Source organism: Piscinibacter sp. PDB1-1 (genome assembly GCF_056675995.1).
Genome location: NZ_JBWVZJ010000001.1, coordinates 1,093,262 through 1,106,930 on the forward strand (window position 1 = coordinate 1,093,262; position 13,669 = coordinate 1,106,930).

The 13,669-nt window shown below is 66.8% G+C and carries 11 protein-coding genes; 7 read left to right on the plus strand and 4 right to left on the minus strand.

Going from position 1 to position 13,669, the window contains the following annotated elements:
* Positions 1 to 7 precede the first annotated feature (7 nt).
* Genes xdhC through xdhA form a run of 3 tightly spaced genes read right to left on the minus strand, consistent with a single transcriptional unit; the run spans position 8 to position 4,816 of the window.
* On the minus strand, positions 8 to 820 hold the full coding sequence (xdhC, locus tag AC1KAR_RS04965; RefSeq protein WP_480315064.1) for a xanthine dehydrogenase accessory protein XdhC: 813 nt from the start codon (positions 818 to 820) through the stop codon (positions 8 to 10).
* Position 821: 1 nt separating this feature from the next.
* On the minus strand, positions 822 to 3,236 hold the full coding sequence (xdhB, locus tag AC1KAR_RS04970; protein ID WP_480315066.1) for a xanthine dehydrogenase molybdopterin binding subunit: 2,415 nt from the start codon (positions 3,234 to 3,236) through the stop codon (positions 822 to 824).
* On the minus strand, positions 3,233 to 4,816 hold the full coding sequence (gene xdhA, locus AC1KAR_RS04975) for a xanthine dehydrogenase small subunit (protein WP_480315068.1): 1,584 nt from the start codon (positions 4,814 to 4,816) through the stop codon (positions 3,233 to 3,235). The genes xdhB and xdhA overlap by 4 nt, the downstream gene beginning before the upstream one ends.
* Before the next feature lie 92 nt (positions 4,817 to 4,908).
* On the opposite strand from xdhA, the gene guaD reads away from it, so the two are divergent.
* Positions 4,909 to 6,210, plus strand: a complete 1,302-nt coding sequence (gene guaD, locus AC1KAR_RS04980) for a guanine deaminase (protein WP_480315070.1) — start codon at positions 4,909 to 4,911, stop codon at positions 6,208 to 6,210.
* A 165-nt stretch (positions 6,211 to 6,375) separates the two neighbouring features.
* On the plus strand, positions 6,376 to 7,416 hold the full coding sequence (locus AC1KAR_RS04985) for an ABC transporter substrate-binding protein (RefSeq protein ID WP_480315072.1): 1,041 nt from the start codon (positions 6,376 to 6,378) through the stop codon (positions 7,414 to 7,416).
* A 776-nt stretch (positions 7,417 to 8,192) separates the two neighbouring features.
* Here the strand turns inward: AC1KAR_RS04985 and AC1KAR_RS04990 are convergent.
* Positions 8,193 to 8,810: an ABC transporter ATP-binding protein gene (locus tag AC1KAR_RS04990; RefSeq protein ID WP_480315074.1), complete on the minus strand. Its 618-nt coding sequence runs from the start codon at positions 8,808 to 8,810 to the stop codon at positions 8,193 to 8,195.
* Here AC1KAR_RS04990 and AC1KAR_RS04995 point away from each other — a divergent pair.
* The 5 genes from AC1KAR_RS04995 (at position 8,809) to AC1KAR_RS05015 (ending at position 13,398) form a co-directional block, all read left to right on the plus strand.
* The gene (locus tag AC1KAR_RS04995) at positions 8,809 to 9,627 is read left to right on the plus strand and encodes an alpha/beta hydrolase (RefSeq protein ID WP_480315077.1); all 819 of its coding nucleotides are present in this window, start codon (positions 8,809 to 8,811) and stop codon (positions 9,625 to 9,627) included. The genes AC1KAR_RS04990 and AC1KAR_RS04995 overlap by 2 nt on opposite strands.
* The gene (locus AC1KAR_RS05000; RefSeq protein WP_480315078.1) at positions 9,624 to 10,445 is read left to right on the plus strand and encodes an ABC transporter ATP-binding protein; all 822 of its coding nucleotides are present in this window, start codon (positions 9,624 to 9,626) and stop codon (positions 10,443 to 10,445) included. Before AC1KAR_RS04995 ends, AC1KAR_RS05000 begins: the two co-directional genes overlap by 4 nt.
* Complete coding sequence (locus AC1KAR_RS05005) at positions 10,442 to 11,209, plus strand: ABC transporter permease (RefSeq protein ID WP_480315081.1); 768 nt, start codon at positions 10,442 to 10,444, stop codon at positions 11,207 to 11,209. The genes AC1KAR_RS05000 and AC1KAR_RS05005 overlap by 4 nt, the downstream gene beginning before the upstream one ends.
* Before the next feature lie 56 nt (positions 11,210 to 11,265).
* On the plus strand, positions 11,266 to 12,096 hold the full coding sequence (locus tag AC1KAR_RS05010; RefSeq protein ID WP_480315083.1) for an urease accessory protein UreD: 831 nt from the start codon (positions 11,266 to 11,268) through the stop codon (positions 12,094 to 12,096).
* A 159-nt stretch (positions 12,097 to 12,255) separates the two neighbouring features.
* Complete coding sequence (locus tag AC1KAR_RS05015) at positions 12,256 to 13,398, plus strand: DUF6607 family protein (RefSeq protein ID WP_480315085.1); 1,143 nt, start codon at positions 12,256 to 12,258, stop codon at positions 13,396 to 13,398.
* The last annotated feature ends 271 nt before the right edge of the window (positions 13,399 to 13,669 follow it).

Consider the following 13,669-nt stretch of genomic DNA (forward strand, 5'->3'; position numbering starts at 1 on the left):
TGCGTGTTCAGCGCTGCCCGCGCAGCGCGAGCAACTGCGCGACCACGCTCACGGCGATGACCTCCGGCTCCTTGCCGGCGATGCCCGGCAGGCCGATGGGGCACACCATGCGGTCGATCGCCGATGCGGGCACTCCCCGCTCCTGCAGGCGATGCACGAAGCGCTGCTTCTTGGTCTTCGATCCGATGAGGCCGAAGAACGCGAAATCGTTGCGGCGCAGGATAGCTTCGGTGATCCGCAAATCGAGGTCGTGCTGGTGCGTGAGCACGAGGTAGCACGCGCCGGGTGGCGCGTGGCGCACCTCGGCCTCGACCGCATCGACGGCGAGTTTGCGAATGTGCGAGGGCCAGTGGTCATCGATCAACGTGCGTGGGAATTCTTCATCGCGCTCGTCGATCCAATCCACATGCACCGGCAGTGTGGCGAGCAGCCGAGCGATCGCCCGGCCCACATGACCGGCGCCGTAGAGCTGCAGGTGCAGGCGCGGCGCCTGTGCCGGCCAGGCCGCCAGGTGGGCCGCCTGCAGGGGCTCAAAGCTCAAGGTGACGGCGCCGCCGCAACACTGGCCGAGCGCCGGCCCCAAGGGGTAGTGAATGGTTTGTGGCGGCTGCGCGGGGTCGCCAAGCAGCTCGCGGGCCCGCGCGATCGCCTGCCACTCGAGGTGCCCGCCGCCGATGGTGCCGAGCGTCTCACCCACAGCCACCAGCATGCGCGTACCGGCCTCGCGCGGCACCGACCCGCGCGCGTCACACACCTGTACCAACACGGCGGCACGCCCGGCGCCCAGCCAGGCTTGTGCCGCGTCGCGCAGTTCATCCATGTCAGGCAGCAGCAGCCTGCACCGCGTCGATGGCGCGCAGGATCGCCTCGCTCGTGGCCGGCGCGCTCAAGGGCGGGTCCACGCGATGCCCGCCCACCGACGAGACCGCATCGCGGATCGCGAAGAACACCGAGAACGGCAGCAGCAGCGGCGGTTCGCCCACGGCCTTGCTGCGATGGATGGTGTCTGCGGGGTTGTCGGCGTCGAACAGGCGCACATTGAACACGGGCGGGCAGTCGTTCGCCGTCGGGATCTTGTAGGTGCTCGGTGCGTGGGTGGTGAGCATGCCGGCTTTCGGCGAGCCGTCGGCGGGGTGCCACACAAGCTCTTCGGTCGTCAGCCATCCCATGCCCTGGATGAACGCGCCTTCGACCTGGCCGATGTCGACCGCCGGGTTGAGCGAACGGCCCACGTCGTGCAGGAGGTCGGCACGCAGCAGCTTCCACTCACCCGTGAGCGTGTCCACGACCACCTCGCTCACGGCAGCGCCGTAGGCAAAGTAGAAGAACGGCTTGCCCTGCATGGTCTCGCGGTTCCAGTGCAGGCCCGGGGTGGCATAGAAGCCGTCGGACCACAGTTGCACGCGCGCCATGTAGGCCTGCGTGACGAGCTCGCAGAACGAAAGATCGTGCGGCTTGGTAGCCACCTTCTTGCCACTCTTGGACTTGGCTGCGCCGATGAGCACGCGGTCGTTCGCGAACTGCACCTCGTTCGGCTTCACCCCTGCCTGCTCCGCCGCGAAGGCCGCCAGCCGATCGCGGATCTGCCGCGCGGCGTCTTGCGCGGCCTTGCCGTTCAGGTCGGTGCCGGTCGACGCTGCAGTTGCGGATGTGTTGACCACCTTGTGCGTGTCGGTGGCCGTCACGCGCACACGCTCGAAGCTCACGCCCAGTTCATGCGCAACCACCTGCGCCACCTTGGTGTTGAGGCCCTGGCCCATCTCGGTGCCGCCGTGGTTCACGAGGATGGAGCCGTCGTTGTACACATGCACCAACGCACCGGCCTGATTGAAGTGCGCCACATTGAACGAGATGCCGAACTTGACGGGCGTGAACGCGATGCCGCGCTTGAGCACCGGGCTCGTGGCGTTGAACTGGGCGATGGCATCACGGCGGGTGCGGTACTCGCTCGTCACTTCGAGTTGGTCGCTCAGCTCCTGCAGGATGTTGTCCTCGATCACCTGCCCGTAGGGCGTGATGTTGTGGCTCTCCTTGCCGTAGTAGTTGATACGGCGCACATCGAGCGGGTCCTTGCCCAGCGTGCGCGCGATGCTGTCGAGCACGTACTCGATCGCGATCGCGCCCTGCGGGCCGCCGAAGCCACGGAACGCGGTGTTGCTCTGGGTGTTGGTCTTGCCCGAGTAGCCGTGCAGGGCCACATCGGGCAGCCAGTAGGCGTTATCGAAGTGGCACAGCGCCCGCGTCATCACGGGCCCTGACAGATCGGCCGAGTGGCCGGCGCGCGAGACCATGGTCACTTCGCCCGCGAGCAGGCGCCCGTCGTCGTCGAAGCCGATGTCGTACTCGTACCAGAAGCAGTGGCGCCGGCCTGTGATGAGGAAGTCGTCGTCGCGGTCGAGGCGCAGCTTCATCGGGCGATTCAACTTGCGCGCCGCCACGGCCGCGATGCAGGCGAACGGCGCCGATTGCGACTCCTTGCCGCCAAAGCCGCCGCCCATGCGGCGGCATTCGACCTGCACGTGGTGCGCCTGCAGCTTGAGCGCATGGGCGATCAGGTGCTGCATCTCGCTCGGGTGCTGCGTGGAGCAATGCACCAGCATGCCGTCGTTCTCTTTCGGGATCGCGTAGCTGATCTGGCCTTCGAGGTAGAACTGCTCCTGCCCGCCGACGTCGAGCGTGCCCTTCAGGCGCCGGGGGGCGCGCGCGAGCGCTGCCGCCGCATCGCCACGCACGAGATGCATGGGCGGCAGAACATACTCGCCCGCGGCATGTGCGGCCTGGGGCGTCAGCACCGGGGGCAGGGCTTCGGCTTGAATCACGCTCCTTGCACGCGCCGCAGCGCGACGGGCGGCGTCGCGCGTGTGCGCCACCACCGCGAACACCGGTTGGCCGAGGTAGCGCAAGTCACCATCGGCGAGTATGGGCTCGTCGTGCACGATCGCGCCGCAGTCGTTGGGGCCAGGGATGTCACCGGCGGTGAGCACATCCACCACGCCAGGCAGCGCGCGCAGCGCCTCGAGGTCGATGGCGACAAGCCGGCCACGCGCCACAGGCGACAGGCCGAGCGCGATGTGCAATGTGCCGGCCAACTCGGGCAGGTCGTCGATGTAGGCCGCTTCACCGGCCACATGCAGGTGGGCCGATTCGTGCGGCCGGCTGATGCCCACGCGCGCCCCAGCGCGCAAGGCCTTGGCTTCGTCGGGCGCGTGCAGAAAGGGTTCGTGCGGCTTGTTCATCGCCGTCCTTCCAAAGAGGGCTGCGCGTGGGGCATGCTGCTCCACACGCTCATGGCCTGCGCCGTCAAAGGGTTCTGCCGGCGGGTTTCGAGCCAGAAGCGCTGCAGCAGGTTCTGCGCAACGCGCAGCCGGTAGGCCGCACTGGCTCGCATGTCGGTGAGCGGCTTGAAGTCTTCCGCCAAGGCCGTTTGCGCCAGCGCCATGTTCTCTTGCGACCAGGCCCGGCCGCTAAGTACCGCCTCGGCAGCGGTCGCGCGGCGCACGGTGGCGGCCATGCCGCCGAACGCGAGGCGCACATCCTTGACCGTGTCGCCCGCCAGTTCGATCGACAAGCCCGCGCACACGGCCGAGATGTCGCAATCGAATCGCTTGCTGATCTTGTAGGCACGCACCTGGCGCATGGCCTGCGGCACGGGCAGCGTCATCGCTTCGAGAAACTCGCCTTCGTGCAGCGCGTTTTTCATGTAGTCGAGGTAGAAGTCCGTGAGCGGCATGCGGCGCAGGCGCGTGCCCTTGCGCAGCACCACCTCGGCGTCGAGTGCCATGAGCACGGGTGCGGTGTCGCCAATGGGCGAGCCGTTGGCGATGTTGCCGCCCATGGTGCCGGCGTTGCGGATCGGTGGCGCTGCAAAGCGCAGCCAATGGTCGGTGAGGGTGGGCCAGCGCTGCGCCAGCGCACGCCACGCGTCTTCGAGCGAGGCGCCGGCGCCGATCCACAGTGCGCCTCCGCGCTCTTCGATGCGCTTGAGCTCGGCCACCTCGCCGACGTAGATGATGTCGCCCAGCGGCCTGAACTGCTTGTTGACCCACAGGCCGACGTCGGTGGAGCCGGCCAGCAACTGCGCATGCGGGTGGCGCTCACGCAGCGTGGCGAGCGCGTCCAGCGTGCGCGGCGCATGGAAGTGATCGATGCGGTGCTGCCCTTCGACCTGCCGGTTGAACGCCGCATACAGCATGCCTTCGGTGCGCCGCATGGCTTGCAGCGCCTGCACCACGGGTGCGGTGTCGAGCGTGGCCGCGGGCAGGTCGAACATGCGCTCGCCGGCATCGAGGATGGGCCGGTAGCCGGTGCAGCGGCACAGGTTGCCCGAGAGCTCGTCGGCGAGTTGCTGGCGGCTCGGCCGCGCGCTGCAGGCCATCTGCCGCTCGTAGGTGGACCACAAGGACATCACGAAACCCGGCGTGCAGAAGCCGCACTGCGAGCCGTGGCAGTCGACCATCGCCTGCTGCGCAGGGTGCAGGCCTTGGGCGCCTTTCAGGTCTTCGACGGTGAACAAGGCCTTGCCATCGAGCGTGGGCAGGAACTGGATGCAGGCGTTGACTGCCCTGAGCGCGAGGCCGCGCACGGCCGTGCTGTTTGAGTTTGCGTTTGCGTTTGCGTTTTCGTCTGCGCCTGATGCCTCAGCCAACTCGCCGATGACCACAGTGCAGGCGCCGCAGTCGCCTTCGTTGCAGCCCTCCTTGGTCCCGGTGCAGTGAGCGTCTTCGCGCAGCCAGTCGAGCACCGAGCGCGTGGGGTGGGCGCCATTCACTTCAACGATGGCACCACGGTGATAAAAGCGAATGGCTTGCGGGTTCATGCAGGAAAGCTTATGTCAGCGCTTGGTGTTTGTCACAGCGCAGACGTAGCATGCAACGTGCCGCAGGTACGGCACTTGCTCGACACACCCACATGCCCCCTGCTACCCATCCTGTTCGCCTGGCTTTGCGTGGCGACCTGCTTGATTTCACCGGCGCGCCGGCCTGGGGCGCGATCGACACCCCTGTGGTGCGCTTTCGGCCCGACCACTGGCTGCTGATCGAAGACGGCCGCATCGTCGGGGCGCAGGCCGACGCGCCCGACTCCACCTGGGCGCACCACGACCACAGCGGCCGGCTGATCCTGCCGGGCTTCATCGACACCCACGTGCACAGCCCGCAGCTCGACGTGATCGCAAGCTACGGCACCGAACTGCTCGACTGGCTCAACAACTACACCTTCCCCGCCGAGCAGCTCTACGCCAACGGTGCCGAGTCCGCCGCGGGCGCGGCGCGGTTTCTCGACGCCCTGCTCGCCCACGGCACCACCAGTGCGGTGGTGTTTGCCACCGTGCACAAGGTCAGCGCCGAATCGCTCTTTGCGGCCGCGCAGGCACGCGGCATGCGGCTCATCACCGGCAAGGTGTTGATGGACCGCCACGCCCCCGAAGGCCTGCGCGACGACGTGGCCAAGGCCGAGCGCGATTGCGTCGAGCTCATCGAGCGCTGGCATGGGCGAGACCGCCTCGCCTATGCCGTCACCGTGCGCTTCGCGCCCACCAGCACGCCCGAGCAATTGGCCATGGCCGGTGCGCTGTACCAGGCCCACGACGGCCTCTACATGCAGACCCACGTGGCCGAGAACCGCGCCGAGGTCGCCTGGGTGCGCGAGCTCTTCCCTGAAGCACGCAGCTACCTCGACGTCTACGCCCGCGCCGGCCTGCTCGACGAGCGCAGCGTGCTCGCGCATGGCATCTGGCTCGACGACGACGACCGCGCCGCGCTGCGCGACAGCGGTGCGCAGATCGCACACAGCCCCTCGTCGAACCTGTTCCTCGGCAGCGGCCTGTTCGACTGGCGCGCCGCCGAGGCCGCCGGCGCCGCGGTGAGCGTGGCCAGCGACGTGGGCGGTGGCACCAGCCTGTGCCAGCTCAGGACCCTGGCCGACGCCTACAAGGTGCAGGCCATGGCGGGCCAGCGGCTCACGGCATGGAAGGGCCTGCACGCCATCACGCTCGGCGCCGCCCAGGCACTCGGCCTGGGCCACGAGATCGGATCGCTCGAACCCGGCCGCATGGCCGATGTGTGCGTGTGGGATTGGGCCGCCGGCCCCGTCGCCCAGCGCCGGCTTGCCGTGGCGCGCGACCTGCACGAGAAGGTGTTCGCGTGGATGACGCTCGGAGACGAACGCAATCTGGCCGCCACCTACATCGCCGGGCAGCGGGTGCAGCCCTGAGCCGGGGCAACCCTCGACGAGCATTTGCGATAAAGACTGCGCAAAGTTTGCTCAATACAGGGAGCGACGAACAATGAAAAGGGCTGCTGCGCACGCTTCTTGCGAACCACTTTGGGTGGCCCACAAGCCTTGACCTTCATCAACTCTCACGAGACAAATCAACCCATGATGCTCAGCAAACGCTCACTCATCGCCACCCTTTGCGCAGGGCTTCTTGCCGCTGCACTGCCTGCGGCCCATGCCCAGGAGACACCGGTCAAGTTCCAGCTCGATTGGCGGTTCGAAGGCCCCGCCGCGCTGTTCCTGGTGCCCGAGACCAAGGGCTACTACAAGGCCGAGAAGCTCAAGGTGACGGTCGACGCCGGCAACGGCTCGGGCGGCACCGTGACACGCGTGGCCTCCGGAACCTACGACATGGGCTTTGCAGACCTGGCGGCGTTGATGGAGTTCCATGCCAACAACCCGAACGTGCCCAACAAGCCCGTGGCGGTGATGATGGTCTACAACAACACGCCGGCCGCCGTGCTGGCGCTCAAGAAGTCGGGCATCAAGAGCCCCGCCGACCTCAACGGCAAGAAGCTCGGCGCACCGGTGTTCGATGCCGGCCGCAAGGCTTGGCCGATCTTTGCCAAGGCCAACAACGTGACCAACGTGGCCTGGACGGCCATGGACCCGCCACTGCGCGAAACCATGCTCGTGCGCGGCGACATCGACGCCATCACCGGCTTCTCGTTCACCTCGCTGCTCAACCTCGAAGCGCGCGGCGTCAAGGCCGACGACATCGTCGTGCTGCCCTACCCCACCTACGGCGTAAAGCTCTACGGCAACGCCATCATCGTGGGCGAAGACTTCCTCAAGAAGAACCCCGAGGCTGTCAAAGCCTTCCTGCGCGCATTCACCAAGGGCGTGAAGGACGTGATCGCCGATCCCAAGGGAGCGATTGCCACTGTCAAGGCACGCGACGGCATCATCAACGAAGAACTGGAGACCCGCCGCCTGAAGCTCGCGCTCGAAGCAACCGTGCTCACGCCGGACGCCAAGGCCGAGGGCTTCGGCGAGGTGAACCCGGGGCGTTTGTCCCTGATGGCCAGCCAGGTGTCGGATGCGTTCGGCACGAAGGAGCGGGTGAATGCGGGGGCGGTGTGGAGCGGTGGCTATCTGCCGGCGGCTTCGGATCGGGACATCTTCAAGGCGGCTAAGAAGTGATGTAAGGGGGGTGGTAGCGTGAACACGGGATCGCACAGCCCGTGGGATTGAGGTCCTCCAGTTCGCACGCCACCACCCGCTCAGCCTGAGGTATCGAAGGCGCGTGGCGCTATTCGCGTGATGCAGTTGTTCACTGCGTGAGGCCGCGCCGGGGTTTCGGCCCGGCGGCCGAGTTACTTCTTTTGCTTCGCCAAAAGAAGTAACCAAGAAAAGGCGACCCTGCCTCCTCGGCCCTCGCTGCGCAAGGGCTGCCTTGCGCTGCTCGGTCTTGGTGGGCGGGGCAGAAACTCGCTGCGCGGCCTGCGGCCGCTGCGCTCAGACATCTGCCCCAAGTCAGTTGTGGATGCGCGCTGCGCGCGCGCCCACCAAGCCCTGCGCTGCTCAGCTCGTCCGAAGGGCCAACCGGCACGGCGCGTCGCTGCGCTCGCGCCTGATCAAGACGAGAAGGGTCGAGCCCATGCGCAGCGAGGCGAGTGGGGAAGAAATCGCAGCAGGTGTTCGGCGAGTCGCTCGGGCATGGCAAAGACAAGTCGCGTCTTGCCGCCACGCAGTTCGGCCAAATGACGGGCCCTTTGCTTTGGTTACTTTCATTTGGGCCAGCAAATGAAAGTGACCCGCCCGCCGGGGCGGACTCCCGGCGCACCCGCGCGAAGTACGAAGAACAAATCACGCGAAGCGCCACAAAAGGCGCGGGCCTTCGATACCTCAGGCTGAGCGGTCTGTGATGCGCGTGGACTCTGAGCGGGTTGTGATGCGCGCAGGCCCCGAACAGCCCCTCACCGAATATCCACAGAAAACTGGAACATCAACGCCGAGTTCCCGAGAAAGTTCAGCTGCATCGAATACATCGGCGTGAACTGCCATCCGATGGCCAACACGACCCCCGGCGAAAACCCGTTGTGATTGAACGGCACCTTGTCCTTGTACTCACCCTTGTAGCCGTACAACAAACCGGCCGTCCACTGGGCAAACAGCTCCGGGTAAGCGCTCCAGTTGTTGAGCCGCTGGCCGGCGTACACATACCCGCTGGGTTGCCCGAAAGAGTTGCTGAAGTACGTGCCACCCCACAGGAAGCCGGAGTCGTATTCGCGCTCCACCCCGACCATCCAGACTGGGCGGTGCTCCGGGTCCATTGAATAATGGATCGAGAACGGCGAGGCCATGAGACGCCATATGCCATCGGATGGCGGGGCCGGCTCGGCGGCAGGTGCGGCGGCAGACGGCGGCACCTCGGCCGTGGTCGACTGAGCCAGCGCAGGGACACCACACACGAACAGGCCAGCGGCCAGAAGCAAAGTAGAAAGGGTTCGCATGCGCGCGATTGTCGCGGGGTTTTTTGAGGCTTCCAGCCGAGGTGGGCGCGCCATCGCGGGCTTGTGTGTGACCATTTGCATGCTGTCTGCGCTCGGTGGCTGCGCATGGTGGGACCGCAAGGAGCGCCAGCTCGTCTACCGCCCAACGCCCGGGCGCATGGCCGACTTCAACGGCCTGCGCCCCGAAGACAAGGCGTATTTCATCAACGTTCGCGGCCCGAACGACACGCCCCAGAAGCTGCAGATCTGGTGGCTGCCTCACGCCGACCCCAAGGCGCCCACCCTGCTCTACCTGCACGGCACCTTTCGCAACCTGTTTCGCAACTACCCCAAGATCGAGGCACTGCGCGAGGCCGGCTTCGCCGTGGTGGCAGTCGACTACCGCGGATGGGGTGAGAGCGAAGCCATCATCCCGTCGGAGGCGAGCATCCTGGCCGATGCCGACGTCGCCTGGACGGAGCTGGTGCGACACCAGCCCGATCCGGGCAAGCGGGTGATCTTCGGCCACTCGATGGGTGGCGGCGTGGCGGTCGACCTGGCCAGCCGCAAGCACTACCGCACCGACTACGGCGCGCTGATCCTCGAAGCCACCTTCACCAGCCTGCCGGATGTGGCGGCGGCCAACGGCGTGATCGGCACCATCGGTTCGTGGATCACGAGCCAGCGCTTCTATTCGATCGACAGGATCGGCATGGTCGACGCACCCATCCTGATGATGCATGGCGACGCCGACCAGACGGTTCCGATCGCCCTGGGCCGGAACTTGCGTGATGCAGCCCGCCCCGGTGTGCACTGGGTGGAGTTCGCAGGCGGCACCCACAGTCGGTTGCACAGCGAGTTCCCCGAGCCGTACCAGCAGTCCGTGAAATCCGTCATCCAACAGCTTCCAAGTCCATGACAGCCTTTGTCGATTTTCGTAACGTCTGGCTCGCCTACAACGATGAACTGCTCGCCAAGAAGCAGTTCGCCGTCGAAGACATCACGATGCAGGTGGAGCAAGGCGAGTTCATCGCCATCGTCGGGCCCTCGGGCTGCGGCAAATCCACCTTCATGAAGCTCGCCACCGGGCTGAAGATGCCCTCGCAGGGCAGCATCCTGATAGATGGGCGCGAGGTCTCCGGCCCGCTCAAGATCACCGGGATGGCGTTCCAGGCCTCTTCGCTGCTGCCCTGGCGCACCACTTTGGACAACGTGCTGCTGCCGCTCGAGATCGTCGAGCCCTACCGCACCAGCTTCCGCTCGAAACGCGCCGAGTACGCCGAGAAGGCGAGAAAGCTGCTCGGCGCCGTTGGCCTGGCCGGCTACGAGGACAAGTTCCCCTGGCAGCTCTCGGGCGGCATGCAGCAGCGGGCGTCGATCTGCCGCGCGCTCATCCACGAGCCCAAGATGCTGCTGCTCGACGAGCCCTTCGGCGCGCTCGATGCCTTCACCCGCGAAGAGCTGTGGTGCATCCTGCGCGACCTGCATGCCGCGCAGAAGTTCAACGTCATCCTGGTCACGCACGACCTGCGCGAGGCCGTCTTCCTGGCCGACACGGTGTACGTGATGAGCCGCAGCCCGGGGCGCATGCTGGTGCGGCGCGAGATCGAGATACCGCGGCCTCGCCCGCTGGAGCTCACCTACACCAAGGAGTTCACCGACCTCGTGCTCGAACTGCGCGAACACATCGGCGCCATCCGCCAGCCCGCAGGCCAAACCACGAAGGTGGTGGCATGACGAACGCACAACGCATGAAACTCGCGCCGTGGGTGCTGCTGATCGGCGTGCTGCTACTGTGGGAGCTGCTGTGCCGCGGCTTCAACGTGTCGGAGTTCATCTTCCCGGCGCCCACACGCATCGCCGAGCAGCTGTGGGAGTTCCGCGGCGTGATTGCAGGCCACGCCTGGCGCACCTTCTGGGTCACGATGCTGGGCTTCGGCATTTCGATCGTCGTGGGCACGCTGCTCGGCTTTCTCATCGGCAGCTCGCGCCTGGCCTATGCGGCGATGTACCCGCTGATGACGGCCTTCAACGCGCTGCCCAAGGCGGCCTTCATCCCGATCCTGGTGGTGTGGTTCGGCATCGGCGTCGGCCCCGCGGTGCTCACCGCGTTCCTGATCTCGTTCTTCCCGATCACCGTCAACATCGCCACCGGCCTGGCCACGCTGGAGCCCGAACTCGAAGACGTGCTGCGCGTACTCGGCGCCAAGCGCTGGGACGTCCTCATCAAGGTCGGCTTGCCGCGCTCCATGCCCTACTTCTACGCGTCGCTCAAGGTCGCGATCACGCTCGCGTTCGTGGGCACCACCGTGTCGGAGATGACGGCCGCCAACGAAGGCATCGGCTACCTGCTGATCTCCGCCGGCTCGTCGATGCAGATGGGCCTCGCCTTCGCCGGTCTGGTGGTCGTCGGCGTGATGGCCATGGCGATGTACGAGCTGTTCGCGGTGGTCGAGAAGCGCACCACCGCCTGGGCACACCGGGGGTCTGCAGGGCACTGAAAGTACCGAAGGCAACGCCCCTAAACTCGGCGCTCCTTCGGCACCCCGACACCGACATGGGCTGGCACGGCCACCTGCAACTCCGCTACCGCAACGACACGCAGCGCACCGTTGTCCACGACAAGCACAACGGGCCGCTGCGCATCCTGCAAAGCCTGTATCCCGAGGGCGATGCCATCTGCCACAACGTGCTGGTGCATCCCCCCGGCGGTGTGGTGGCGGGCGACGTGCTCGCGATCGACGTGGGCGTTGGCGCGGGCAGCCATGCACTGATCACCACGCCGGGGGCCACCCGCTTCTACCGCAGCACCGGGTCGCCGGCGCTGCAGACGCTGGCCGCGCGTGTCGAGGGCGGTGCTCGCTTCGAGTGGTTGCCGCTGGAGACCATCCTCTACCGCAACACGCTGGCTGAGAACCGCATGCGTTTCGATCTGGCGCCCGGCGCCGAGATGATCGGTTGGGACGTGCTGGCACTCGGCCTGCCCGCCAGCGACGAACGCTTCGACGCCGGCCGCTACACGCAGCAGATCGAGTTGCCCGGCGTGTGGCTGGAGCGCGGCACGATCGACGGTCGCGACGAACGGCTGCTTCACTCGCCGCTCGGCTGGGCGGGACACAGCGTGCTCGCGACGATGTGGTTCGCCACCGGCACGGCGCTGACGGCTGGGCGGCGCGATGAGATGCTCGATGCGGCGCGCGATGCGATCGCGGCCGACCCCCTGCGCGCCACCGCTGGCTGCACCTCTCCGCACGGCGAGGTGGTGGTGCTGCGTGCCCTTGCGCACCGCGTGGAACCGGCCATGCACCTGCTGATGGAGGTATGGCGGCGGTGGCGCAAGACGGCCTGGTCGCTGAGCGCAGCGCAGCCACGCGTGTGGCGCACCTGACATCGGCCGCACCCAACCATTGATCGCGCGACACAGTACGGTTCAATGACCGCAGGCGGGGCAAGGTCTGGTCACAGGCGAGCTTCTAAACTGCAACGCTCTGCCAGCAGCACGCACCTTGCACGCCAGCCGATGACCCACCTTGGTTCGAACCTGCGCATGAAGACCACACTGCTCATCTGCCTTGCCGCGCTGCTGCCTGCCACCGCGATTGCCGCCGGCCCGGCAGCGTCTGCCCCTGCTCCCACCGCCCCGCAGCGCTACACCTTCTCATGGCCGCTCGGTGCGGACTCCCCCAAACCCCGCGGCGGCACCACGCGCGGTGTGCCGGTGGTGGCCGACACCTCGCCCTCGGCCGAGTGGAAGGCCCTGCAAGCAGAGGGCCTCACGCCGCAGGAGCGCGACCGCCGCGCGATCCTCGCGATGGCCGGCACCTACCGCGTGAATTTCGACTTTCTCGAAGTGGCTTCGTATACCGTTGCGTCCGACGACGCACCCAAGCTCGGCCCCTATCAATCCTGGGGTACCGAGAAGGTGTACGTCGATCGCGACGATCCGGGCTTCGTGAGTCTGGTGCACATCCTCGAGATGCGTATCGTGCAGAAGGACGGCAAGATCAGCGACGCGATGGTGACCAAGCACTGGCGGCAGGACTGGCGCTACGAGCCCGAGGCCATCGTCGAGTACCAGGACCGTGACCGCTGGAAGCGCCGAGCCGTTCCCGATGCCGAGCGCCGCGGTGCATGGATGCAGGCCGTCTACCAGGTCGACGAATCACCGCGCTACGCGAGCCTGGGCCGCTGGCAGCACAACGCGAGCTTCTCCACCTGGATCAGCGCCGAGACGCGGCGACCCCTGCCGCGCCGCGAATGGAGCGTGCGCAAGGACTACGACACGCTGATTGGCACCAACCGCCACACCGTGACGCCCACGGGATGGACGCAGGAGGAGAACAACCTCAAGGCACGGCTCGACGCACAACGCGAGCCCGACGCCGGCTTCCCCTACCTCGGGCGCGAGTACGGTATGGCCCGCTACGAGCGCCTGAAGGGCGCCGATTTTTCTGCGGCCGACCGCTACTACTCAGCCACCAAGGCCTTCTGGGACGAGGTTCGGTCGGCCTGGGATGCATCGTTCGCCAGGCACGGAAGCATCACGCTCAAGGGGCCCGTCGACAAGCTGGGGCTTTTTGTGCCGCTGTTCGAGCGGGCGGACTTGATCGAAGAGGGCAAGGCGCCAGGCGGGATGGGAGATGCGGAGGTGATCCGCAAGGCGCTTGCGGATATGGGGGTGGTGCAGTAGCCGGAGTTGGGCACTGCCTGTGTGTCCGCGTCGTTCGGTCGCCTGCCACCGCCCCTCCCTGGGCATGAGATGGCGCGCCGATCGCGCTGGCATCAATTCGCACGCCATCACCTCCTCGGCAGACTCGCACGCCACGACCCGCCCAGCCTGAGGTATCGAAGGCGCGTGGCGCTATTCGCGTGATGCAGTTGTTCACTGCGTGAGGCCGCGCCGGGGTTTCGGCCCGGCGGCCGACCCCCTTTCTTTGTGTCGACAAAGAAAGGGGGCAAAG

What these genes read in the sequence shown, in the direction of transcription:
- xdhC (WP_480315064.1), bottom strand. Translation starts at nt 820, where the DNA reads ATGGATGAACTGCGCGACGCGGCACAAGCCTGGCTGGGCGCCGGGCGT.
- xdhB (WP_480315066.1), bottom strand. Translation starts at nt 3,236, where the DNA reads ATGAACAAGCCGCACGAACCCTTTCTGCACGCGCCCGACGAAGCCAAG.
- xdhA (WP_480315068.1), bottom strand. Translation starts at nt 4,816, where the DNA reads ATGAACCCGCAAGCCATTCGCTTTTATCACCGTGGTGCCATCGTTGAA.
- guaD (WP_480315070.1), top strand. Translation starts at nt 4,909, where the DNA reads ATGCCCCCTGCTACCCATCCTGTTCGCCTGGCTTTGCGTGGCGACCTG.
- AC1KAR_RS04985 (WP_480315072.1), top strand. Translation starts at nt 6,376, where the DNA reads ATGATGCTCAGCAAACGCTCACTCATCGCCACCCTTTGCGCAGGGCTT.
- AC1KAR_RS04995 (WP_480315077.1), top strand. Translation starts at nt 8,809, where the DNA reads ATGCTGTCTGCGCTCGGTGGCTGCGCATGGTGGGACCGCAAGGAGCGC.
- AC1KAR_RS04990 (WP_480315074.1), bottom strand. Translation starts at nt 8,810, where the DNA reads ATGCAAATGGTCACACACAAGCCCGCGATGGCGCGCCCACCTCGGCTG.
- AC1KAR_RS05000 (WP_480315078.1), top strand. Translation starts at nt 9,624, where the DNA reads ATGACAGCCTTTGTCGATTTTCGTAACGTCTGGCTCGCCTACAACGAT.
- AC1KAR_RS05005 (WP_480315081.1), top strand. Translation starts at nt 10,442, where the DNA reads ATGACGAACGCACAACGCATGAAACTCGCGCCGTGGGTGCTGCTGATC.
- AC1KAR_RS05010 (WP_480315083.1), top strand. Translation starts at nt 11,266, where the DNA reads ATGGGCTGGCACGGCCACCTGCAACTCCGCTACCGCAACGACACGCAG.
- AC1KAR_RS05015 (WP_480315085.1), top strand. Translation starts at nt 12,256, where the DNA reads ATGAAGACCACACTGCTCATCTGCCTTGCCGCGCTGCTGCCTGCCACC.